19 protein-coding genes and 1 tRNA gene are annotated in these 23899 nt (G+C 66.6%); 14 read left to right on the top strand and 6 right to left on the bottom strand.

From position 1 onward, the window contains the following. The first annotated feature begins 173 nt into the window (after window positions 1-173). The 6 genes from OG716_RS36130 (at window position 174) to OG716_RS36105 (ending at window position 7383) form a co-directional block, all read left to right on the top strand. Complete coding sequence (locus OG716_RS36130) at window positions 174-1253, top strand: TauD/TfdA family dioxygenase (RefSeq protein ID WP_405134770.1); 1080 nt, start codon at window positions 174-176, stop codon at window positions 1251-1253. Beyond that, entirely contained in the window at window positions 1250-2239 is a 990-nt protein-coding gene (locus OG716_RS36125; protein WP_405134769.1) for an ornithine cyclodeaminase family protein, read from the top strand. Before OG716_RS36130 ends, OG716_RS36125 begins: the two co-directional genes overlap by 4 nt. Next, the gene (locus OG716_RS36120; protein ID WP_405134768.1) at window positions 2230-3636 is read left to right on the top strand and encodes a Y4yA family PLP-dependent enzyme; all 1407 of its coding nucleotides are present in this window, start codon (window positions 2230-2232) and stop codon (window positions 3634-3636) included. The genes OG716_RS36125 and OG716_RS36120 overlap by 10 nt, the downstream gene beginning before the upstream one ends. Before the next feature lie 125 nt (window positions 3637-3761). After that, entirely contained in the window at window positions 3762-4901 is a 1140-nt protein-coding gene (locus OG716_RS36115; protein WP_405134767.1) for a PLP-dependent cysteine synthase family protein, read from the top strand. Then, on the top strand, window positions 4898-6304 hold the full coding sequence (locus tag OG716_RS36110; protein ID WP_405134766.1) for an MATE family efflux transporter: 1407 nt from the start codon (window positions 4898-4900) through the stop codon (window positions 6302-6304). Before OG716_RS36115 ends, OG716_RS36110 begins: the two co-directional genes overlap by 4 nt. A 131-nt stretch (window positions 6305-6435) precedes the next feature. Beyond that, complete coding sequence (locus OG716_RS36105; RefSeq protein WP_405134765.1) at window positions 6436-7383, top strand: metallophosphoesterase; 948 nt, start codon at window positions 6436-6438, stop codon at window positions 7381-7383. A 140-nt stretch (window positions 7384-7523) separates the two neighbouring features. Here the strand turns inward: OG716_RS36105 and OG716_RS36100 are convergent, their stop codons facing one another. Further along, a complete protein-coding gene (locus OG716_RS36100) occupies window positions 7524-8954 on the bottom strand; it encodes a stealth family protein (RefSeq protein ID WP_405140158.1) in 1431 nt (476 codons plus the stop codon). A 612-nt stretch (window positions 8955-9566) separates the two neighbouring features. On the opposite strand from OG716_RS36100, the gene OG716_RS36095 reads away from it, so the two are divergent. The 3 genes from OG716_RS36095 to OG716_RS36085 all read left to right on the top strand — a co-directional run bounded on the left by OG716_RS36095 (window position 9567) and on the right by OG716_RS36085 (window position 12016). Beyond that, entirely contained in the window at window positions 9567-10058 is a 492-nt protein-coding gene (locus OG716_RS36095; protein WP_405134764.1) for a hypothetical protein, read from the top strand. A gap of 148 nt (window positions 10059-10206) precedes the next feature. Beyond that, on the top strand, window positions 10207-10782 hold the full coding sequence (locus OG716_RS36090) for a TerD family protein (protein ID WP_297616081.1): 576 nt from the start codon (window positions 10207-10209) through the stop codon (window positions 10780-10782). 94 nt (window positions 10783-10876) lie between these two features. Continuing rightward, the gene (locus OG716_RS36085; protein WP_405134763.1) at window positions 10877-12016 is read left to right on the top strand and encodes a Fic family protein; all 1140 of its coding nucleotides are present in this window, start codon (window positions 10877-10879) and stop codon (window positions 12014-12016) included. An 11-nt stretch (window positions 12017-12027) separates the two neighbouring features. On the opposite strand, the gene OG716_RS36080 is transcribed toward OG716_RS36085, so the two are convergent. From OG716_RS36080 to mfd, 3 genes are all read right to left on the bottom strand, one after another. Beyond that, window positions 12028-12702: a sensor domain-containing protein gene (locus OG716_RS36080; protein WP_405140156.1), complete on the bottom strand. Its 675-nt coding sequence runs from the start codon at window positions 12700-12702 to the stop codon at window positions 12028-12030. Between the two features lie 142 nt (window positions 12703-12844). Continuing rightward, window positions 12845-13513, bottom strand: coding sequence for a MazG family protein (locus OG716_RS36075; protein WP_405140154.1), 669 nt, complete (start codon window positions 13511-13513; stop codon window positions 12845-12847). Between the two features lie 347 nt (window positions 13514-13860). Next, window positions 13861-17475 carry a transcription-repair coupling factor gene (gene mfd / locus OG716_RS36070; RefSeq protein ID WP_405134762.1) on the bottom strand — a complete coding sequence of 1205 codons (3615 nt, stop codon included), beginning with the start codon at window positions 17473-17475 and terminating at the stop codon, window positions 13861-13863. Window positions 17476-17612: 137 nt separating this feature from the next. Here mfd and OG716_RS36065 point away from each other — a divergent pair, with 137 nt between their 5' ends. Further along, window positions 17613-18017 carry a DUF1801 domain-containing protein gene (locus tag OG716_RS36065; RefSeq protein ID WP_405134761.1) on the top strand — a complete coding sequence of 135 codons (405 nt, stop codon included), beginning with the start codon at window positions 17613-17615 and terminating at the stop codon, window positions 18015-18017. A 100-nt stretch (window positions 18018-18117) separates the two neighbouring features. After that, entirely contained in the window at window positions 18118-19158 is a 1041-nt protein-coding gene (locus OG716_RS36060; RefSeq protein WP_405134760.1) for a hypothetical protein, read from the top strand. Between the two features lie 159 nt (window positions 19159-19317). On the opposite strand, the gene OG716_RS36055 is transcribed toward OG716_RS36060, so the two are convergent. Beyond that, entirely contained in the window at window positions 19318-19962 is a 645-nt protein-coding gene (locus OG716_RS36055) for a TetR/AcrR family transcriptional regulator (RefSeq protein ID WP_327142124.1), read from the bottom strand. 218 nt (window positions 19963-20180) lie between these two features. Beyond that, the gene (locus OG716_RS36050; RefSeq protein WP_327146729.1) at window positions 20181-20795 is read right to left on the bottom strand and encodes a TetR/AcrR family transcriptional regulator; all 615 of its coding nucleotides are present in this window, start codon (window positions 20793-20795) and stop codon (window positions 20181-20183) included. A gap of 402 nt (window positions 20796-21197) precedes the next feature. On the opposite strand from OG716_RS36050, the gene OG716_RS36045 reads away from it, so the two are divergent. The 3 genes from OG716_RS36045 to OG716_RS36035 all read left to right on the top strand — a co-directional run bounded on the left by OG716_RS36045 (window position 21198) and on the right by OG716_RS36035 (window position 23860). Further along, a tRNA-Gln gene (locus OG716_RS36045) sits at window positions 21198-21268 on the top strand. A 109-nt stretch (window positions 21269-21377) separates the two neighbouring features. Continuing rightward, window positions 21378-22883 (top strand): bifunctional UDP-N-acetylglucosamine diphosphorylase/glucosamine-1-phosphate N-acetyltransferase GlmU, encoded by a 1506-nt coding sequence (gene glmU, locus OG716_RS36040; protein ID WP_405134759.1) that lies wholly within the window; start codon window positions 21378-21380, stop codon window positions 22881-22883. Further along, window positions 22880-23860 (top strand): ribose-phosphate diphosphokinase, encoded by a 981-nt coding sequence (locus tag OG716_RS36035; RefSeq protein WP_355119468.1) that lies wholly within the window; start codon window positions 22880-22882, stop codon window positions 23858-23860. Before glmU ends, OG716_RS36035 begins: the two co-directional genes overlap by 4 nt. The last annotated feature ends 39 nt before the right edge of the window (window positions 23861-23899 follow it).

Below are 23899 nucleotides of genomic sequence, written 5' to 3'. Positions count from 1 at the left end.
AGTCGCCCGGATCGATATGGGTCGGTTACCCTCCCGGCTAGTCTTTGATGCTTATCAGCTATCGTCGAACACGCCCATTAGGTAAGCCTTGCCAAATTTCTCGTGGCCGGATACCTTCCCTCGGGAAGCTGAAACCCGCGTGTCACCCCTGAAGCCAGGAAGGCATCCCCTTGGTGAAAAGCGTTCTCTCTGAACGTAAGACGTTTCACCCTTCACAACTCGAACGACGCGAACTCCCGGACTCCGCCGGACAGGCGGTCCGCGCGCTGGCTGATGAGATTGCCGTCACACTGGGTCCCAGCCCGGCGATAGCAATCACGCTCACCGACCCGGACCTGCTGCACCACATCGACGCCCGCTATCTCGAACTCCCCGAGGCCGTGCACCAGGCCATGCGCGCGCCCGCCACCGACGCGGGCGTCACGGTTGTCGGCCGGCTGCCGCTGCGCGACGACGAACTCGGGCATACGCCCCTGGATTGGCGGCAGGCCGCGGCCTGGGCCGGGGACGCCGGGCGGCGGTCCTCCTCCTATGCCCTCGACATCACCATGCTGCTGCTGGCGCGCTGCGCGGGTGAGCCCTTCGGCTGGCAGGGGCAGCAGGGCGGACGGCTGGTCAACAACATCGTGCCCTCCCCCGGACACGAGCACGAGCAGTCCGGGGCGAGCAGTACCGCACTGCTGAGCCCGCACTCCGAAGACGCCTTCCATCCGCAGCGCGCCAATCTGCTGATGCTCGGCTGCCTGCGCAATCCGGATGATGTCGGCACCACCGTGTCCTCGGTGCGGCAGGTGGAACTGGATGCGGCACAGCGGGAACGGCTCAGCCGGCGCGAGCTGCCGATCCTGCCGGACGTCTCCTACGGCGCCGATTTCCCGGACGAGCCCGCGCCCCCGATCGCCACCCTCGGCGACGAGGACGGACAGCTGACCCTGCGCTTCGATCCCGCGTACACGCCGCTCGACGAGGCCGATCCCGAATTCCGTTCCGCCTATGACCATTTGGCGGCAGAACTCGAAAGGGTGTGCATCACCGCCGCTTTGGCCCCCGGAGAACTGCTGCTGGTGGACAATGACGTGGTGGTGCACGGCCGGGTGCCGTTCACCCCCCGCTACAACGGCACCGACCGCTGGCTCAAGCGCGTGAACATCCGGCTGCCGCAGCGTCGTCGCGCTGCGGCCGAGGCCGCCGAGAGCGGCTACGGCCAGCGGGTGGTGGCGCCATTCCGGACGATCCGAGGTAACCGCAGGTGAATACCCGACCGACCCCGCTGCGCGTACTCAGCCGCAGCGATCTCGCGGATGTGCCGATCAGTCCCGCCGAGGTGGTGCGCGCCGTCGAGGACGCGTATCTCGCCTTCGCGGCGGGAGATTCGGATAATCCGCGCAAGCTCAGCGTCGCGCATCCGGACGGCTGGTCCGTGGCCTACGCCATGCTCGGCCGGGACGGCCGGCGGCGGGTGGTCGCCATGAAGACCTCGTACAAGTTCGATCCGCACCACGACCGCAGCACCAAGCGGTACTACACCACCATCACGCTCTACGACGACGCCACCGGTATGCCGCTGGCCATGATGGATTGCGCGCGCGTCGGAGCGCTGCGCACGCCGGCGGTATCGGCGCTGCTGGTGCGCGAGACGGCCCGGCCCGGGGCGCGCAGTGTGCTGCTCATCGGCACCGGCACCCAGGGGCGCAATGCGCTGCCGCATCTGCTCGCCGCCAATCCGCAGCTGAATCGGCTGATGCTGTACGGCACCCATCCCGAGGGGCTGGAGTCGGTGTATCAGCAACTGCGGCAGCATCATCCACAGGCCGAGCTGGAACTGGTCAGTGACCCGCACGCCGCCGCCCGCACCGCCGATGTCGTGCTGGCGACCGCCGGGCCCGGCACTCGGGTCAGCATCGAGGCGAAGGATCTCGCACCCGGCGCGACCGTGGTGCTGGTCGGCTACGGCCTGGCGCCCTCCACGCTCACCGAGGCGGATCGCGTAATCGCCACCAGCGCTGAGCAAATGACGCTGACGGGCACCGATATGGCGGGCCCGGACGGGCGGCTGCGACAGGTCGACGCCGAGCTACCGCAGATCCTCGATCACCGCGCCGTCGGCCGCCGCACCGACGACGAGCGCATCTTCGTCTACAACAGCGGTCTGGTGCTCACCGATATCGCGGTCGCGCACGCGCTGGCCACCCGCGCCATCGCCGAAGGCCGCGGAACGGAGGTGCCGCTGTGGGACTGACCGGCCTGCAGCCCGGCCGCTCCACCATCACGGCGGCGCCCATGCCCGCCCATCGCGACGAGTGGGAAGAGCGTTTGCTGGCGCACCCGACACTGCTGCGCGATATAGCCGAAAGTGTCGGCGGACAGTTCCACCTCATGTATCCGGCCCGAGTAGCCGTGAATATCAAAGCCTTTCAACAGGTATTCGCCGGTAAAGGCGTGGTGGGCGCCATCTACTACGGCAAGAAGGCCAATAAGTCGCCCGCCGTGGTGCGCGCCTGCGCGGAAAACGGTGCGGGCGTGGATGTCTCCAGTGCGGGGGAATTCCGGGCGGCGCTGGCCGGGGGCGTACTCGGTCACGATCTCATGGTCACGGGCCCGGCGAAATCGCAGGAATTGCTTTCATTGGCCGCGCGCCATCGCGCCCTGGTCGCCATCGACGATCTCGACGAACTCGCCCGGCTGAGCGCCCTCGGTAGTGCTCATGGCGTCCTCGGTAGTGCTCATGGCGTCCTCGGTGGTGCCCAGGGGGGCGCTCGCGCGCTATTGCGGGTGCTGCCGCCCGGGTCGACAAGTCGCTTCGGCATGACCGGGGATGAACTCGATCTGGCGCTGACCCTGATCGATGCCGATTCGATTCGACTGGAGGGCTTCAGTTTTCATCTCCGGGGCTACGCGGTCGCCGATCGCGCCGCACTCGCCTCGACGCTGATCGCCCGCTGCCGGGAGGCCCGCGGCCTGGGCCACCCCGTCACCACGCTGTCCATCGGCGGCGGTTTCGGAGTGGACTATGTGCCCGCCGCCGCGTGGGACGCCTTCCGCGACGGGGTGAATCCGCGCTGGTTTCACAGTGACCGTGCACCGCAACCGGATTCGTACTACCCGTATCACTGCCCGGTGCCGGGCCCGGCCATGCTGGCGGCCATTCTCGATTACGAGGATCTGGGAGATCGGCTGCGCGCGGCCGGGATTCGGATCGCCATCGAGCCCGGCCGGGCTCTGCTGGATCGCGCCGGCAGCACCGTCTTCCAGGTGCAGGGCGCGAAAACCCGTACCGCACACGGTCACCCGTACCGCATCCTGACCGTGAACGGCACCAGTCTCAGCCTCTCCGAGCAGTGGTTCGACAGCGAATACCTGCCGGATCCGGTGCTGTGGCCACAGCGCCCGGGCAGTGTGAGCCCGACCTGTGTCGGCGGCTCCTCCTGTCTGGAGGAGGACATGCTCAGTTGGCGGCGCATTCCGCTCCCCCGGCCCGCAGTAACGGACGATCTGCTCATTTACCCCAATACGGCCGGTTATCAGATGGACAGCAATGAATCGGCCTTTCACGATCAGCCGATTCCCCCTAAAGTCGTATTGCATAACGTCACCGGGGAGCGGTGTTTCGAATGGGAGCTCGACTCCCCCAACTGAAAAGCTGCGCTTTCCGGACATCGCTCAATCGCCCGAAATCGGGTGGACTATTGTTGCGCTGAGCTTCGATCGACTGCGTTGAACAGCACGTATCCGCATAACACCGATCGCGAGGAGATACTTTCATGCCGGTTGTCACGACGCGCGTGACAGACCTTATCGGCCACACCCCACTGTTCGAGCTGGCGGCTACGGACACCGGCACCCGGCTGTTCCTGAAACTCGAGAACATGAACCCCACCGGCGCCGCGAAAATCCGAATGGCCAAGGCCATGATCGACGATGCGGAAGCGCGCGGATTGCTGCGCCCCGGTGGGCACATCATCGAATCCACTTCCGGGAATACGGGTCTGGGGCTGGCGGTTATCGCCGCCGAACGCGGGTACCGCTTTACCGCGGTGGTGGACCATCACGCCTGCCGCGACAAACTACGCACGATGAAAGCCATGGGCACGGAACTGATTTTCGTCTCCGGAGGCGATGACGACGGCCTCTCCACCTCGGCGCGGGAAGACCTCGCCGAGCACATGGCGCTGGACGAATGCGCGGCGGCATTGCGGGAGGGCCGCGAGCCCAACACGTACTTCACCGAGCAGCACAACAACGATGCCAATCCGCTCGGGTACTACGTGCTCGCCGAGGAATTGCTCGCCGATCTCGGGCACGTGGATGCGCTGATTTCCGCTGTGGGGACCGGTGGTTCGCTGTTCGGGACGGCGCGGCGGCTGCGCGAACTGGGCCGCGAGCCGCTGCTGTACGGGGTCGAGCCGGTGGGTTCGATCGCCTTCGGCGGGCCGGGTGGGCCGTACTGGCAGTCGGGGACCGGGACGCCGGAGGGCGCCGATCCGGGCAAGACCGTCGCCGAGGATCTGAGCATGCTCGAGGACGGGGTGAAGGTCTCCGATGTGGAGGCGTTCGCCGCCACCCGGGTGCTGGCCACCAAGCTCGGACTCATGATCGGCGGTTCCGCGGGTGGTTCGATCTACGCCGCGCTGGAGCGGATGGACGAATTCCCGGCAGGGTCCACGGTGGTCACGATTGTGGGCGACGGCGGGGAGAAGTATCTCGACACCGTCTTCGACGACTTCTGGATGAGCGAGCGGAATCTGCTCGATCCGGCCACCGAGACCAAGGTCGCGGCGATGCTGGATCGCTACGCGCCGGCGCGCGGCCGCCGGGCTGCCACGCCGCCTGCTGACGGGACGCACACGATTCTGGTGCCGGAGCACGCCGAGGCGTTCGCGAGCGGGGCCACGGCCAAATGATTTACGGCCCTCGGCAATCCGATGGGCGGCGGCTGACCTCGCTGGCCATGCCCATCGCCTTGACGCAGCTCGCCCAGGTCGCGGTATCGACCACGAATATCGCGCTGATGGGCACGCTCGGCGTGCGGCAGGTGGCGGCGGGCGGCCTGGCGCTGGTGCTGTTCAACCAGATTCGCACCATGTGCGTCGGATTGATCACCGGCACCGGCAATCAGGTCGCCACCGTGGTCAGTCACGCCGGCAAGCGCACCGGCGGCCGGGCCGCGGCCGCGGACGAGGTCCGGGAGGTGGTGCGGTCCAGCTTCCTGATCGCGACCATTGCCGGAATCCTCGGCGGCGCACTGCTGATCGGCCTCGGCTGGGCCTTGCGCTGGCTCGGTCAGGACGCCTCGGTGCTGGCCGAGGCGCGGCCCATGATGGTCGCGCTGGCGCCGGGGTTGTTGCCCTGCCTGTGGTTTCAGGTGCTGCGGCAGTACACCGTCGGCATGCAGCGGCCGCAGGCCCTGCTGCTGGTGACGCTCGGATCGGTGGCGCTGAATGTGGCGCTGGCGCTGGCCTTCATGCACGGCTGGGCGTTCCTGCCGGATCTCGGGCTGACCGGAGTCGGCGTCGCCACCTCACTGGTCTTCCTGATCACCTTCGGGGTGTTCTGGACCATGGTGCACCGGGATCCGAAACTCGGCGCCACACTGCCGGTGCGGATGTGGCCGGTGCAGTGGGCGACCGTGCGCGATGAACTGCGGCTGGGTACACCCATCGCGCTCACCTACGGTTCCGAGGCCGGCATGTTCTCGGTGCTGGCGCTGGTGATGGGCAGTCTCGGCGCGGCGGCGCTGGCGGCACACAATGTCGTCTACCAAATCGTCTACATCGTGTTCCAGGTGGCGATCGGGTTGTCGCACGGCGCTTCGATTCTGGTGAGCAAGGCGGTGGCGCGCGACGAATTCGGGCATGCGCGCTCGGTGGCGTGGCTGGCGCTGCGCTATGCCGCGGTGGTCGCGGCGCTCACCGGCATCGTCTATGTGGCGGCACCGGACTGGGTGCTCTGGCCGTTCCTGGACGACACCGATGCCGCGACCGTCTCGCTGGCACACGGGCTGCTGCTCATCGCCATCGTGCTGCAGTTCTTCGACGCCGCCCAGAACATCGGCGTGGGCCTGCTGCGCGGCCTCAAAGACACCCGGGCAGGTTTCCGGCTGTCGCTGGTGGGGTATTGGATTGTGGGATTGCCCACGGCATTGCTGCTCGCCTTCCCCTTGCATCTGGGCGCGGCGGGCGTGTGGTGGGGCCTGACCGCCGGTCTGGCCACCACAGCTGCCCTGATGCTGCGCCGCTACTTCACGCTGCTCCACGCGCGTGAGCAGGAGCATCCCCGAGTGCTGGCGGGTAGCCTCGGACACTGAGTTGACACATAAACCTCACCTCCCCGCAAGCATGCCGTCATTGACCGTGGGCACTCTGAAGTAAAAGGCTTCGCTATTCTGGCGGACGGAATCAGCAAGCTGAGGGCACACACCATCCGGGGAGGATGTCCGTGTACATCGCGAGAGTCGCTGAGCACCCGAGGGCAGACCATGTTCTGTTCCACTTCAGTGACACCCATCTGATCGCCGCCGACGCCGATCTCTACGGGGACGTCGACGCGGAAGCACGGCTACGCCAGCTCCTCGACGAGGCCGAGGCCAGCCGCATCACCCCCACCGCCATCGTCTTCACCGGCGACCTCACCGATCAGGGTGAGGCAGGCGCCTATCGCAAGCTGCGCGCGCTGGCCGAACCCTGGGCCGCGCGCATCGGCGCACCCCTGATCTGGGTGGCCGGCAATCACGACAGCCGGGCCGTACTGCGCGAAGAACTGCTCGATGAAAAAGGTTCTGCCGCACCGCTCGACGCTGTGCACATGTTCGACGGGCTGCGCGTCATCGCCCTCGACACCACTGTGCCCGGCCACCACTACGGCGAGATCACCGATGCTCAGCTGCAATGGCTGCGCGACGTGCTGGCCGAGCCGGCGCCCTTCGGCACCATCCTGGCCATGCACCACCCGCCCATCCCCTGTGTGATGGATCTGGCGGTGACGGTGGAGCTGCGCGATCAGCGCCGCCTCGCCGATGTGCTGGACGGCACCGATGTACGCACCATTCTGGCTGGGCACCTGCACTTCTCGACCAGTGCGACCTTCGCCGGGATTCCGGTGTCAGTGGCGTCGGCCACCTGCTACAGCCAGGATCTGGCGGTGCAGCAGGGCGGGCAGCGGGGCCGGGACGGGGCGCAGGCCTTCAACTATGTGCACGTCTATCCGGACACCGTGGTGCATTCGGTGGTGCCGCTGGGTGCGGGACCGACGGTCGGCGAACCCGCGACCCCGGAGCAGGCGGCCGAGCGACTCGCCGAAGCCGGGATCGTGATTCCGGAAGCCGCCCGCATCCCGCACGTCATGCGGCGGCGCGACAGTGCCACGGAGTCCGACGGGGTGCTCTGACGGTGGATCCCGGCCGAAAGCACGCCGGGATTACGGGGCGGACCACCCGCTGACATGGCCGCCCGATGATGACGGGCCGGGCCACCGATAGCGCGGCCCGCCCAATGTCCGAGCGGGCCGCCGTGGACCTGGAAATCGGTTCAGGCAGCGCCTGATTCGAATGCGGCGATGGTGTCGGCGACCGTTTCGGGCTTCTCCCAGGGCGCGGCTTCGGGGAAGTAGGTGTCCAGGAACTCCGACACCGCGCGCACCCGCTCCGTCTCCGGGACCTCCGGGAAACTACCGTCATTGAGGCAGAAGAAGTCCACATTGCGGCGCTTGGCCAAACCGTCGAGCAGTGCGAGGCCGGTGTACATGGTGGTGTCCACGTAGCGGACCTTCGCCGCCTCCTGCGCGACGGCGCGCCCGGTGAGCAGCGCGTAGTAGTGGTAGAGCGAATTGGTCACCGAGATATCGGTGGCCGCGCGGAAGCGGCTGGTGCGGGTGCGGGCGAAATCCTCCGGGAAGGCCTGCTCCATCTCGTGCAGCACGCTGCGGCGCAGCGGAACCGGGGTGTGCTCCAGATGCCGGGTGATGATGTGCCCGAAGCGCCGGGTCAGCAATTGCCGGTTCATCCGGGCGGCGTTCTCGAAACCACTGCGGCGTTCATTGTTGGCGCCCGGGCCGATTCGGGTGCCCGCCTCGATATAGCGGCTGATCCCGGCCGGGGTGAAGAACATGGACGGCCGCACCGGACGTGCGAAGAACATGTCGTCATTGGAGTACAGGAAGTGCTCCGAGAGCCCCTCGATGTGCTGCAGCTGGCTTTCCACCGCATGCGAATTGAACACCGGCAGACCGCTCGCATCGGCGAAGTGGTCGATCGCCCGCACGACGGTCACCTGCGGATCGTCGGCCAGCCAGTCCGGCACTCTGGAATCGGTGGCGATGAAGATGCGTCTGATCCACGGCGCGTTCTTGTGCACCGAGCGCAGCGCGTAGCGCAGTTCGTCGATCTGGCGGATGCGGGCATCGGCCTCGTCGCCCTCACCGACCACCACCTGCGCGAGCATTCCCGCACGGCGAGCACGGAATTCGGGATCGGTGCCGTCCACCCAGGAGAAGACGATATCGATATCGAAGCCGACATCGGTGGAGTGCGGGGTGAACATGCCCTCCAGCGTCGGCCAGCTGGTGTCGTACAGCAGCACGGTGGAGAACTCCACGTCGGCGAGGTCGAAGACATTGCGGGTCAAGGCATTCGGACGCGGGCACTCCACGGTGTCGCCGTGGTACTCCCACAGTTCGACATCCACGTGATGGGCGGTGTCCAGGTCCCGGCCGAGCCGGAAGACATTGTGCTGCTTCTCATTGAATTTGAATCCGGACACCATGGCGGCGCCGAGCACGCGCCGCAGCGCCGCCCGATGCTGGGTGTCGACCGCCAGAACCAGGCGGTGATCGGAGTCACGCACCAGCAGGTACGGGACTTCCGCCACTGTCAGTTCCCCACGCAGGTAGCGCAGGTCATCTATCACCGCATGGGACGCCACGAGATTGGCCACCGTCGCGCCTCCCACCGTTGCGACCATGTCCGACTGCTGCTGCGCCGACCCGAAATCCACCATCACCGTCTCCGCTCTCTTCGTGCTCGCACCTCACACTGACTTCACAACACGGCGACCCAACGCGTCTACGCGGCGCGCTGCCGACCTGATCCGCAGGTATGGGCGCGTGCCGCGAAAACTGTTGGGCGCATTCAGAAGAACGGGGCGGACAGCGGAATGCGCGGGATGCTCCACGGTCGTCTCGGGTACGGCCGGAACCCCATACGCACTCACCTCACTCGCTCGCCGGGACGCCTGAGCGTCATGTTTGACGCCTGGTGCGTCATGTTTTTCGATGCTGCTGCGTTCGTCGACGCCGAGGGGCGGACGGACTTCACCGGGCGTACATTGGCCGGTTACTCGCATGACCCCGAATGAACGGGGGACTGTAACGAATGATGCAACCGTTATCGCTTCTCGTCAATCCATTACCTCGCAGGTCCAAAGGTGTTTTCACATCTGTAACCGACGAGCATCACGAGCCGGGCGCTCCGAACGCCCGCGACGGACGCCAGCGCACCAGGGGGGCAACGGCATACACTTGCGGGCAACACAGTCCAGCCCGCTGTGTTGGTACCCGATCGTGAGGTGACGCAGATGGTAGCCGAAGCGCGGGAACGTCAGGAGCCCTCGACGGAAGGCCCGGAGACGGAACACCCCGAACTGAGCGTACTGCCGGAGTGGCCGCTGGACACCATCGCGGTGTTGGTGACCACAGATCCCGCCCCGCACGCCATCCCGGTCTCGTGGCCGGTGCGTGCCGGAGATCGGCGGATTCTGCTCAGTCTCAAATCGGATCGCGGCTCGCTGGCGCGGCTGCGGGAGCGGCCCGATGTGGCGCTGCTGATCCTCGGCGGCGGCAATGTGGCGCTGTGCGCCCGGGGTCGCGCGCAGATTCTGGCCGACCCCATGCCCGGCGCGGACGACTACACGGCGGTCGCGATCGAGGTCGAGGTGATCGATGATCATCGGCAGTCGGCGTTCGCGGTGCTGTCCGGGATCCAGCGCAATGTGCTCGACCCCACCGAATTGCGGTATCTGGAGAAGCGGGTCGCGACGCTGAAATCGATGGCGGCCGAACGTAACTGAGCGCTGCCCCCGCGCCACGCATTCGGACATTTCAGACACTGTTTCGATGGGTGCTGCCCGCCGCCGAAATGAATGCCCGCAGCAGGTCGGGACTTCGACCATAATCGGGAAGGGATGCGGTGTGAATGCACCGCGGGGAAGGAGAGATGTGAGCGTCAGTCTGGCCAAGGGCGGAAATGTATCGCTGTCCAAACAGGCCCCGAACTTGACCAAGGTCGCCGTATGCCTCGGTTGGGATGTCCGGACCACCACGGGTGCGGACTACGACCTGGATGCGAGCGCCATGGCCACGGGGCCGAATCAGCGGGTGCTGTCGGATGCGCACTTCGTGTTCTACAACAACCTGCGTTCGCCGGAAGGCACCATCGAGCACACCGGTGACAACCTCACCGGCGCCGGCGACGGTGATGACGAGGTGATCAATGTCGATCTGGCAGCCATGCCCCCGACGATCACCAATATCTTCTTCCCGGTATCGATTCACGAGGCAGACATCCGCCGCCAGTCCTTCGGACAGGTGCGCAATGCCTACATTCGCGTGGTGGACGCGGTCACCAGCGCCGAGCTGGCCCGCTTCGACCTCACCGAGGACGCCTCCACCGAAACCGCCATGGTCTTCGGCGAGCTCTACCGCAATGGCGCCGAATGGAAATTCCGCGCCATCGGCCAGGGCTACGCCTCCGGCCTCGCCGGCATCGCCCGCGACTACGGCGTCAACGTGTAGGCACCTAGCCATTCCATGTCCTGATGTCCTCAGTTTAGAGACATTATTATGAAATATGTCCTAAGATTGAAGACATCAGGACAGGAGGACGCGCGTGCTCTACTCCACACCCGAGCTCGACGACACCGACACCGCGGTGCTGGCCGGCATCTACCGCCGCCGCGATGCCATCGCGTCCGAAATGCGCGTCCCCAAGCGCTGGCCTGGGCTGTTGCGACGAAATCTCATGGCCAGAGCCATCCGAGGGTCGAACAGCATCGAGGGCTACGTGGTCGAGACCGACGATGCCGCCGCGGCCGTGGATTACGAAGAGGCGCTCACCGCCGACGAGCGGACCTTCGCCGAGATTCGAGGCTATCGGCAGGCCCTCGGCTATGTCCTGACGATGGCCCAGGGCTCCGCGACGATCGACGAATCAACGCTCAAGGCACTGCATTTCATGATGCTCGGGCACGAACTCACCAAGAGTCCGGGTCAGTACCGGACCGGCCCGATCTACGTACACGACGACCACAGCGGCGACACCGTGTACGAGGGCCCGGGGTCGGCGATGATTCCGGCATTGATGGCGGAGTTGGTGGCAGCGCTGGCCGCGGACGCCGATCCCATTGTCGCCGGGGCCATGGCACATCTGAACCTGGTCATGATTCATCCGTTCCGGGACGGCAACGGTCGAATGGCTCGCGCCCTGCAGACGCTCACCGTGTCGCGCGGAGGTCTTGCGGAGCCGACCTTCTGCAGTATCGAAGAGTGGCTCGGAGTGAATACCGACGATTACTACCGGGTGCTGGCCCGCACCGGCGCGGGCGCCTGGAGCCCCCGCCGGGATGCCCGGCTGTGGATGAAGTTCAACCTGCGCGCTCACGACATCCAAGCCCAAACCGTCGAAGGACGGTTGCACCGCACGGCGCGGGCCTGGTCGCGCCTGGATGATCTGGTTGCGGCACAGCGACTTCCGGACCGGGCGACCGATATCCTCTACGACGCGCTGATCGGATTCCGGATCCGGCGGCACGGCTATCTGACCCGCGCCGGTATCGACGAACGGACAGCGTCCCGAGACCTCAAGGCGCTCACCGATATCGGGCTACTGTCCGCGCGCGGTGAAACCCGCGCCCGGCACTACATCGCCGGCGACAAGCTCCTCGACCTCAAACTGCATCTGCGCGAGGACGTCCCGCGAACCATCGTCGACCCGTATCCGCGCCTGCGCGCGGAACTCCTCGAACCCTGAGTGCGGCTGATTCAGTTCAGTTGGCGGATTTTGGCGGCTATGCGGTCGGTGATGACGGCTGAGGTGCGGGCGTCGGCGTAGGCGCAGCTGGAGACTTCGATGATGGCGTTGCCCTGGGTGCGCATGGTGTCGGAGCAGACCCAGGTGCTGCCCGTGGAGGAGACGGTCCAGTCGGCGGAGACGGCGGTGGGGTCGCTGTTGTGGGTCACCGCATTGACGTGCAGGACGCTGGCTTTGTCCTTGGTGGCGTCTTTGGGGGTGTTGGTGACGTCCTGGTCCTTGCACTGGGCGAGCACGCCCTGGTACTGGTGCACGAGGGATTCGGCGACGAGGAAGTTCTTGAAGGTGGCCACCGTCTCGTAGACGGCGTGCTGATAGTTGTCGCCGGCCTCCTGCAGCGAACGCAGGCGGAAGCCGTTCCACTTGTCGCCGTAGGTATCGGAATCGGCGGTGTACATCATGGGTGCGCACTGGGTCGGCGCGTAGGTGAAGTTCGGGGCGGTCGGCACCGTGTTCTCGAACTTCTGCGTGAGGGTGGTGGAGGCGACGATCTTGCCGACCTCATCGGTGGTCAGCAGCACATCGGAGATCTTGTCGGGTGTCAGCCGCGGCATCTTGGCCACCACCGGATCCGGCGCGGGCACACCGCTGACCACTCGGCCACAGCCCGCGACCGCGAAAAGCACGGTCAAGCATATGGCGATAGTTCGCCCCCGCATTGGTCCTCCTCTGAACCCGAAACAGCAGAAGCATAACGGGCAGAGGCGGGGTCCCGCCCGGCGTCGGTGCTGCGATCGGGTCACGACGAACGTGTCGCGGGCCTGTCGGTCAGCTGCCGGGCCAGTACCGCAGCCACTCCCCCGGCGCGAGCGCGCGACGTTCGCCGCGCTCGGATTCGGCTGTGTCCTCGGCGATCCGGATGGCGGCGGCGAAGGCGAGGGTGGCTTTGCGGAGGCGCTCCTCGGCACTGTCGGCGCCGCCGAGGTGGATGACGCGCAGGTCTTCGGGGATCAGCTCATCGGGGAGTCCGGCCTTGGCGCTGCGCGAGCGCACCTTCTCGGCCAGGGCCAGGGCGGGCTGTGCCATGGCGATGCCGTCCAGGCAGGAGCGGCGGGACTTCTCGGCGGTCTTGCGCTCCTCCCAGGCGGCTTCCTGGGCGGCGATCTTGTCGGCGAGCGCGGCGGCGGGGTCGATGCCGTTGTCGATCAGGTGCGGGCTGCGGTGCGTCAGCTTGGCGACCAGGGCGGCGGCCACCTCGGCGACGGTGAATTCGCCTGCGGCCTCGGCGATCCGGGAGTGGAAGAGCACCTGCAGCAGCAGATCGCCGAGTTCCTCCCGAATGGTTTCCCCGTCACCGGCCTGGATGGCGTCGAGCAGCTCGTAGGTCTCCTCGAGCAGATACGGGCGCAGCGAATCATGCGTCTGGGTGACCTCCCAGCCGCCGAAATTCCACAGCCGATCCATCACATCCACGGCCTCGCCCAGCGCCTCGGTCATGTGCGCGGTATCGGCCGCCACATCGCGCCCGGCACCGCCCGCCACTTCGGTCGTGTGCGCGGTATCGACCACCACATCGCGCCCGGCACCGCCCGCCACTTCGGTCGTGTGCGCGGTATCGACCACCACATCGCGCCCGGCACCGCCCGCTACCTCGGCCGAGCGCGCAGTGGTACCCGCCGCCTCGGTCGAGCTTGCGGTATTACCCACCACTTCGGCCGAGCGCCCGGTGTCGGCGATGGCATCCCGCTCGCCCGCGGCCGGAGCTACGCCGCGCTCCGGATCTGCCACGCCATGGACCCCGGTCCCGCCCGAGGCCGGGCCGTGCGCGCTGATGTGGGGCCCGCTCATCGGGCGGCGGCCGCCTGTGGTGCAGGCCGCACATCCACTGCGCCGGGGGCTTTTCCGTCGAGGGCCAGGAGTAGGTCGGCGACGAACTGCAGCACTTCGATATCGCGGACGCGGGCCGCGCCGACGCTGTCCTCCACGCGCGGCAGCGGCAGCTGGACGATGCCGGTGGCGGGGCGGTAGGTGGCGTTCGGGTACAGACGCTTGAGCCGCAACTGCTTCGAATCGGGCAGTTGCAGCGGCGCCACCTTGAGTGTGGTTCCGGTGACTGCGATTTCGGCGATCTTGTACTGGCGCGCCAGCAGGCGCAGCTTGGCGACCGACACCAGTCGCAGCACCTCCACGGGCAGCGGGCCGTACCGGTCGACCAGCTCCTCGACCACCGCGGCCAAACCCGAATCGTCCTGGGCGGCAGCCAGTTTGCGGTAGCCCTCCAGCCGGAGTCGATCGGAGGCGATGTAGTCCGGCGGAATGTGCGCGTCCACCGGGAGATCGATGCGGACCTCGCGCACCTCCTCGTCCACGGTGATGGGCCGGCCGTCGGCGGCGGCGCGGTAGGCCTCCACCGCCTCGCCGACCAGGCGCACGTACAGGTCGAAGCCGACACCGGCGACATGTCCGGACTGTTCCGCGCCGAGCACATTGCCCGCACCGCGAATCTCCAGGTCCTTCATGGCCACCGCCATACCCGCGCCCAGATCCGAGTTCTGCGAAATGGTGGCCAGGCGGTCGTAGGCCGTCTCGGTGAGCGGCTTCTCCGGCGGGTACAGGAAATAGGCGTACCCGCGCTCGCGACTGCGGCCGACCCGGCCACGCAGCTGATGCAGCTGCGAAAGGCCCAGGGCGTCAGCACGTTCCACGATCAGCGTATTGGCGTTCGAGATATCGAGGCCGGTTTCGATAATGGTGGTGGAGACCAGCACATCGTATTCGCGCTCCCAGAAGCCCTGCACGGTCTTCTCGAGCACGTCCTCGTTCATCTGGCCGTGCGCGATGGCGACCCGCGCCTCCGGCACCAGATCGCGAATCCGCTTGGCGGACTTCTCGATCGAGGACACCCGGTTGTGCACGTAGAACACCTGGCCGTCGCGCAGCAGTTCGCGGCGAATGGCGGCGGCGACCTGCTTGTCGTTGTACGAGCCGACGTAGGTGAGCACCGGATGCCGCTCCTCCGGCGGGGTGAGGATCGTCGACATCTCGCGAATGCCGGCCAGGCTCATCTCCAGGGTGCGCGGGATCGGGGTGGCGGACATGGTGAGCATGTCCACGTGCGTGCGCAACGCCTTGATGTGCTCCTTGTGCTCGACGCCGAAGCGCTGCTCCTCGTCGATAATGGTGAGGCCCAGGTCTTTCCAGCGAATGCCGGTCTGCAGCAGCCGGTGCGTGCCGATGACGATATCCACCTCGCCGGTGGTCATACCCTCCATGGTTTCCCGCGATTCGCCCGGATCGGTGAAGCGGGACAGACCCTTCACGGTGACCGGGAAGCCGGCGAGCCGCTCGGTGAAGGTCTGCAGATGCTGTTGTGCCAGCAGCGTTGTCGGCACCAGCACCGCGACCTGCTTACCGTCCTGCACCGCCTTGAACGCGGCACGCACCGCGATCTCGGTCTTGCCGTAACCGACATCGCCACAGATGACACGGTCCATCGGGACCGCCTTCTCCATATCCGATTTCACCTCGGCAATGGCGGTGAGCTGATCGATGGTCTCGGTGAACGCGAAGGCGTCCTCCATCTCCACCTGCCACGGTGTGTCCGGGCCGAAGGCGTGACCGGGCGCGGCCTGCCGGGCGGCGTAGAGCTGCACCAGCTCGGTGGCGATCTCGCGAACGGCCTTGCGCGCCTTGCGTTTGGTGTTCTGCCAGTCGGAACCGCCGAGCTTGGACAGACTCGGCAACTCGCCGCCCACGTAGCGGGAGAGCTGATCGAGCGAATCCATCGGCACGAAGAGCCGGTCGCCGGGCTGCCCGCGCTTGCTGGGCGCGTATTCGATGACCAGGTACTCACGCCGGGCGCCGCCGATGGTGCGCTCGATCATCTCCACGAACCGGCCGATGCCGTGCTGATCGTGCACCACCATGTCACCGGCGCGCAGCGCCAGCGGATCGACCTGATTGCGGCGGCGGGCGGCCAGCTTCTTGCCGTCGCCGGCGGTGACGCGATTACCGGTGAGATCGGATTCGGCGATCACCACCAGTTTCGCGTCATCGAAGACAATGCCGTCGTGCAGCGAACCGCAGAGCACGCCGACCAGCCCGCGCACCGGTTCCGCACCCGGCTCGAGCGTGGCCGCGGGCACCTCGGCATCGGCGAGGCGTTCCAGAATGCGTTGCGCCGTACCGTGTCCCGCGACAACGATGACCGCGCGACCACCGGTGGTGACATGTGCGCGCAGCGACGCGAAGATGGTGGCGACCAGTTCCTCGGAGCCGCGGGCGGACGGCGCGGACAGCACCGGCAGCACGATCTCGTCCGGATGGTCGGCGACCAGCGGGCTCAGCGTCCACCAGGGCAGACCGCGTTTGCGGGCATCGGCGTGCACCACATCCAGACCGCGATAGCCCGAGGCCGCGAGATCGAGGCCGTGCGCGCCCAGCGGCGCGGCGCCACCGAAGGAGGCCGCCGTCCAGGACGCCTCCAGGAACTCCTCGCCGGTGCGCACCAGATCGGCGGCACGGGTGCGGACCTTCTCCGGATCACACAGCAGCACATGCGATCCCGCGGGCAGCAGCTCGGTGAGCAGCTGCAGCGAACCCGGCTGCAGGACCGGCAGCAGCGCCTCCATACCGTCCACCGGAATGCCCTCGGCGAGCTTGGCCAGCATTTCCAGCAGTGAGGCGTCGGCCGGATTCTCCTCGGCCACCTCCACCGCCCGCGCGCGCAGCGCCGGGGTGAGCAGCAGTTCGCGGCAGGGCTGGGCCACCGCCAGTTCGATCGGCACCTCGTTGATCGAGCGCTGATCGGCGACCGAGAAGGCGCGCAGCTCGCTCACCTCATCGCCCCAGAACTCCACGCGCACGGGATGATCCGCGGTGGGCGGGAAGAGGTCGAGAATGCCGCCGCGCACCGCGAACTCACCGCGCTTGCCGACCATATCGACCCGCTCGTAGGCGAATTCCACCAGCCGCTCGAGCAGTTCCTCGAAGTCGAACTCGGCGCCGGCGCGCAGCACGATGGGCTCGATATCGCCGAGACCGCGCGCCATCGGCTGCATGAGCGAGCGCACCGTGGTCACCACCACCCGCAGCGGCTCCCCGTAGATCGGATCCTCCGGATGCGCCAGCCGCCGCAGCACCTGCATGCGCTTGCCGACCGTATCCGCGCCGGGCGAGAGCCGCTCGTGCGGCAGCGTCTCCCAGGACGGGAAGAGCGCCACACCCGGGCCCAGCATCTCGGTGAGTTCGGCGGCCAGATCATCGGCCTCGCGACCGGTGGCCGTCACCACCACCAGCGGGCGCTGCCCGGCAATGGTCGCGGCCACGAACGGGCGCACCGCCGAGGGCGCCACCAGCATGGCCGAATCGCGCCCGATCAGCTTCTCGACCTGCTGTAGAGCTGTATCGGCACCGGCCACCGCGGCCAGTCCCGCTAGAGGTGGACGTTGGCTCGACATGAGGCGGACTCCTGGGCGCAGATCAGCGGTTCGGACAGCTCATCGAGTCTAATGGCCCGTGCCGACAGCCCAGCGCATGGACAGCCATTCCGCCGTGATCCCGCCACGATCACCCTTCGTCGTGCTTCGATGTCCCCATGTCCTTTGTGGCTGATCCGCGAGTGGATGCGTACATCGAGACCCTGCCGCCATGGCAGCAGGCCGTCTGCCGTCAGGTGCGCGACCTCGTGCACGAGGCGGATCCGGAGGTCACCGAAACCGTCAAGCGGCGGGTGCGGCCGTACTTCGTGCTCGACGGAAACATCTGCGCACTGCTCGGCACCAAGCACGCCGTCGACATCTTCCTCTACGACGGCGCGATGGTGCCCGATCCAGAGGGCATCATCACCGGCGGCCACGACAATAAGACCGCACGGATGATCGCGGTGCACGAGGGCGAAACCCTCAACGCACCAGCGCTTCTCGCCATGTTCCGGCAGATCGTCGCCGACAATCGCGCGGGCGGCTGGCGAAAACTGCAGCGCGAGGGCTCGCAACCATAGCGACGGCGCGAGTTTGCCGTGGTAACAATGGTCCCCACGGGTACGGGTTCCGGGGAGCCGATCCGTGTGCTCCGAACCGGCCCCGGGTCTAGGGGATGTTTTGAGTACACAGCCGCCGACCTTTTCGCCCAACGGGTATCAGCCCGCGTCCGGACAGCCCTACGGGCAGCCGAGCTACGCCGGGCAGCAGCCCTATGCGGGACAGCAGCCGGAGGGCCAACTGGGTTACGCGCCACAGGGTTACGGGCCCGGCCGCGGGCTTTCGTATCCGCAGCAGCAACCCGCGGCGCAGCAGCCCGTCTCGCAGCAGCAGTTTCTGCGGCAGTTCGGACAGCGGGGGCAGCAGTTTCCCCCGCCGCCGACGGGCCGGGACCGGTGGAAGCTGGTGGGGCTGGCCGTACTTGTCGTGGTGCTCGCGCTGGGCGCGGTCGTCGCGATCGTGGCGAGCAGCGCCGACGGCGAGAAGACCCGGGCCAGCCCGGCCACCACACCGGCGAACGTCCCCCTGGCGCCGCCCGTGACCACGGTCGCGCCCACGACCACCGTCGCGCTTCCCGCGGCGCCGACCGCGGCCGACCTCATGCCGCTCGTGCTGGCCGACTCCGATGTGCCGTTCTCCTGGCAGGAGGCCACCGATAAGGAGACCGACGACGACGGCATCACCGATGCCGACAAGGTCTCCGGCGAAACGCCGGAATGCACTGCGGCGCTGCGGCAATACGTGACCCCGTCGGCGGAGAAGGCGCTGGCGAAGGTGAAGACCGTCTTCGCCCGCACCGGCCCGCACGGCGGCCCCTCGGTGAAGACCGTGGCGGAGGCGGATTCGCTCACGAAGGCGACCTCGGATTTCGCGGCGGAGATGTCCACCTACGACAGGTGCCCGACGGTGATCTACGACGGCACCCGCATCACCTACACCCCGATCGCCGGACTGCCCGTGGTCGGTGACGAGATCCTCGGCTACAAGGTCGTCGCGACCACGCCGGGCGGCGGTCAGGCCAAGGGGCTCGAGTACGTCGCCCGCTCCGGCGGCAAGGCCTGGACGTTCGAGTACAACGCCAATGTCAACGACTACGTCGACAGCGAAGCGAACCTGCTCTACACCAAGGCGCTGGCGAAGTGGACCGCCGGCATCAAGTAGCCGCCATCGGCTGTATCAAAGCGGCCGCCATCGGCTTTATCAAAGCGGCCGCCATCGGCTGTATCAAGCGGCCGCCATCGGCCGATCCGCCTCTGCCGCTGGTGGATTCGCCCCCAGCGGCCCGGTAGTCCGGGCCGCCACACGTGTTACCCGCAGCAGCTATACGTAACGGCGCAGGCGGCGAGCCGCGAATTCGCGGAAGTAGGCGACCTTTTCGTCCGGAACGATGGACGGGAGCAGGAAGTACCAGGCGCGTTCCATGCGGGTGGCCATCTGGTCGATGGACTCGGTGCTGACCGCGACCATATGGACGCCGGTCGTCATCTCCTGCAGCAGTAGGCCGATGGTCTCCGGATCGAGTTCCGGCTCCAGATCACCCTGTGCGATAGCACGTTCGGCGAGCAGACGATGTGTCTCACCCCAGGTCTTGGCGATATTGTCGCCGCCCGCCCCGCGATAGTCGCCGATCTGGTGGGTCAGCTTGAGCATCGCACCGACCATGGCGTCGTTCATGGTCAGATCGGCCACCACATAGGTGATTCCGATGCACGCCTCCAGCGCGGGCACCCGCGGATCGAAGAAGCCCTGGCAGGCGCTGATCAGTCGCTCATTGCCCTGATCGACCACCGCGCGCGCCAGCTCTTCCTTCGAGCCGAAGTGAAAGTACAAGGCGCCCTTGGTTACATTCGACTGCGCGATGATCTCGCTCAGGCTCGCGTTCGCATAGCCAAGTCGCAGAAAGACATCGGCAGCGCCCGCGAGCACGGAATCGCGAGTGATCTCCGCACGCGCTTGCCTAGCCATCAGATCCGCCTGTCATCAAACCAGCCATTCCTGAAGTAGACCGACATCCCGAAGTTGACCGACATCACAGTTCGAACACCACTCGAAGGATGGGTGAACCGTACCACCCGGCTGCCGGATGCCAGCCGATTCGAGCATTCAACCCGTCCTCCTTCGCAATTCGCTAGTTAACTGTCCAGTTCCACCCCTATACGACCAATATTTCAGACCGTCAGGTCTCAGACTCCTTTGCCGCTGGGCCATTCCGACGCCAGCTTGGGTTCCGCCTCCAGATGCGTGAGGCCGTTCCAGCACAGATTCACCAGGTGCGCGGCGACCACTTCCTTGGACGGCTGACGCTCGTCCAGCCACCAGGTGGCCGCCGTCGCGACCATGCCCACCAGCGCTTGTGCGTACAGCGTCGCCAAACTCGTATCGAACCCGCGGCGCTCGAAATCCCCGGCGAGTATGTGCGCCACCTGATTCACCGCCTCGTTCAGCAGACTGGAGTAGGTACCCACCGCCGCGGAGACCGGTTGATCACGCATCAGGATGCGGAACCCGTCCGTGCGCTCCTCCATATAGGTGAGCAACGCCAGCGCCACCTGCTCGAGACGCACCCGCGAACGGTTCTGCGCGAGCGATGCGGTGATCATCTCCAGCAGTGCGGACATCTCCCGGTCGACGACAACGGCGTACAAACCCTCCTTGCCGCCGAAGTGTTCGTACACCACAGGTTTCGAGACCTGCGCCCGCTGCGCGATCTCCTCCACCGAGGTGGCGTCGTACCCGCGCTCCGCGAACAGGGTCCGCCCGATCTCGATGAGCTGCTGCCGCCGTTGGGTTCCCGTCATACGCGGACGCGACACCCGGCTGCCATCACCCGAAGTCATCGATCCCGCCTTCCCCTGTATGCCGTACAACCGTCCTGTAACCCTGCCAGACCCGAGACCCCATGTCCTCGAGCGCCCCGCCGACACACGAAGAACGATCACGCGCGGTTCACCCCGGCTGTCCAACCGATCTGGTCGCACCCGCCGGCGGGTTGCCAACGCAACGACTGGTTTCGTGAGGTCGGGGTAACTCATCGGGAACGTCCAAAACCCAGCCCCGTCGCCAACCGCAAGCGCGGCGCGAAACCCTCGAACTACCCGGTGACCGCTAAAAGTTTCGGGGAGGCGGAACAGTGTGCGAGTATCTACACGCGCATGCCATAACCAGCAGAGCGGCGTACCGTACGGTCCGCCGGGTTGCAATCCGCCGTAGTGTAATGGCAGCACCACTGATTTTGGTTCAGTTAGTTCAGGTTCGAGTCCTGGCGGCGGAGCTCGCGAACGGGGTCACTATGGTTGGCCCCGCACATCGCTGACGCAGCACAACTGTGGCCCAGCGCAACCAAAGAACTCAGCACGATGCCGCGCAGCCGAGGGAGATCCATGCCACAGCAGACCGCCGTCGTCGTTCTCGCCGCCGGAGCCGGAACCCGAATGCGGTCCAAGACCCCCAAGGTGTTGCACCCACTTGCCGGCCGCAGCATGCTCGCTCACGCGTTGCATGCGGCGAACGAGATCGACCCCGCGTTCCTCATCACGGTGGTTGGCCACGACCGCGAACAGGTCGGTGCGGCCGTCGGCAAGGTCGCCGCCGACCTCGGCCGGGACATCACCCTGGCGGTCCAGGAGGAACAGCTCGGCACCGGGCACGCGGTGCAGTGCGCACTCACCGCCGTGCCGGAAGATTTCGACGGTGACCTCTTGGTCACCTCCGCGGATGTGCCTCTGCTGGACGGGCATACGGTCTCCGCACTGCTCGACGAGCACCGCAGCTATCCGGAGCGATCCGCGGTCACGGTGCTGACCTTCGAGCCCGATGATCCGAACGGCTACGGCCGCATCATCCGCGATACGCACAATCACGTGCTCGAGATCGTCGAGCACGCCGACGCAACGCCGCTGCAGGCCGCCATCACCGAGGTCAACTCCGGTGTGTACGTCTTCGACGCGACCGTGCTGCGAATCATGATCTCCCAGTTGACCACTGCGAACGCCCAGCACGAGCTGTACCTCACCGATGTGCTGAAGCTGGCCCGCGAGGCCGGGCATCCGGTGCACGGCGCGCGCCTGGTCGATTCCGCCAAGGTCACCGGCGTCAACGATCGGGTGCAGCTGGCCGGTGCGGCCGCCACGCTCAATCGCTATATCCTGGAGCGGCATATGCGCGCCGGGGTCACCATCATGGATCCGGGCACCACCTGGATCGACGGCGAGGTGCGCATCGGCCGCGACGCGATCATCCGGCCGGGCGTACAACTGTTGGGCGGCACCGTGATCGGCGAGGACGCCGAGGTCGGCCCGGACTGCACACTCACCGATGTGGTGGTCGGCGACGGCGCCCACGTGGTGCGCACGCACGGCGAGCGGGCCACCATCGGACCCGGCTCCACCATCGGACCGTTCAGCTATCTGCGCCCGGGCACCGTGGTCGGCGACTCCGGCAAGCTCGGGGCGTTCGTCGAGACCAAGAACGCGAATATCGGCGCGCACTCCAAGGTCCCGCACCTCACCTACGTGGGTGACGCCACCATCGGCGAGCACAGCAATATTGGCGCGTCGAGCGTTTTCGTCAACTACGACGGCGTGAAGAAGCACCACACCGTAGTCGGCTCGCATGTGCGCACGGGCAGCGACACCATGTTCGTCGCCCCGCTCACCGTGGGTGACGGGGTGTATACGGCAGCAGGTACTGTACTGCGCAGAAACGTTCCGCCAGGTGCGCTTGCGGTGTCGGGCGGAGCGCAACGAAATCTCGAGGGCTGGGTGCAGCGCAATCGCCCCGGTACCGATGCCGCCCTGGCGGCCGAGGCTGCCATCGCGGCAAGTGAGAAAGCGGCCCTGGAGGCCGATGAGATATCCGACGAGCAAAAGGATGGCGAACGTCCGTGACCGCGTTCTCTACCGAAAACCACAAGAACCTGATGCTGTTCTCGGGACGCGCTCATCCCGAGCTCGCCGAGGCGGTGGCCAAGGAACTCAATGTCCATGTGACCCCGCAGACCGCGCGCGACTTCGCGAACGGCGAGACCTTCGTCCGGTTCGAGGAATCGGTCCGCGGCTCCGATGCCTTCGTGCTGCAGAGCTTCCCGGCCCCGCTGAATCAGTGGGTCATGGAGCACCTCATCATGATCGACGCGCTCAAGCGCGGTTCGGCCAAACGCATCACCTCGGTGTTGCCCTTCTACCCGTATGCCCGCCAGGACAAGAAGCACCGCGGTCGTGAGCCCATCTCGGCTCGCCTGATCGCGGATCTGCTCAAGACCGCGGGTGTCGATCGCATCATCACCGTCGATCTGCACACCGATCAGATCCAGGGCTTCTTCGACGGCCCGGTCGATCACATGCACGCACAGGTGCAACTGGCCGAGCACATTCGCAACAACTACGCGCTCGACAATATCGCCGTGGTCTCGCCGGATGCCGGTCGTGTGAAGGTCGCCGAGAAGTGGGCCAACTCGCTGCAGGACGCGCCGCTGGCGTTCATCCACAAGACGCGGGATCCGCTGGTGGCCAACCAGGTTGTGGCCAATCGTGTGGTCGGCGACGTCGAGGGACGCACCTGCATTCTGATCGACGACATGATCGACACCGGTGGCACCATCGCCGGCGCCGTCAAGGTGCTCAAGGAGGCGGGCGCTGGCGATGTGGTCATCGCCGCCACCCACGGCATCCTCAGCGCCCCGGCCGCCGAGCGGCTGGCGAACTGCGGCGCCAAGGAAGTCGTGGTCACCAATACGCTGCCCATCGACGAGGCCAAGAAGTTCCCGTCGCTGACCGTGCTGTCGATCGCGCCGCTGCTGGCGCAGACCATTCGCGAGGTCTTCGAAAACGGTTCGGTCACCGGCCTTTTCAACGGCAACGCGTAGCACCTCGACGCTTGCGCAGCGCGCCCCTTCCGATTCGGG

The sequence above is a fragment of the Nocardia sp. NBC_01388 genome (assembly GCF_045040085.1).
GTDB lineage: Bacteria > Actinomycetota > Actinomycetes > Mycobacteriales > Mycobacteriaceae > Nocardia.
Note: the sequence above shows the minus strand (reverse complement) of the source record. Positions and strands in the feature narration are given on the sequence as shown.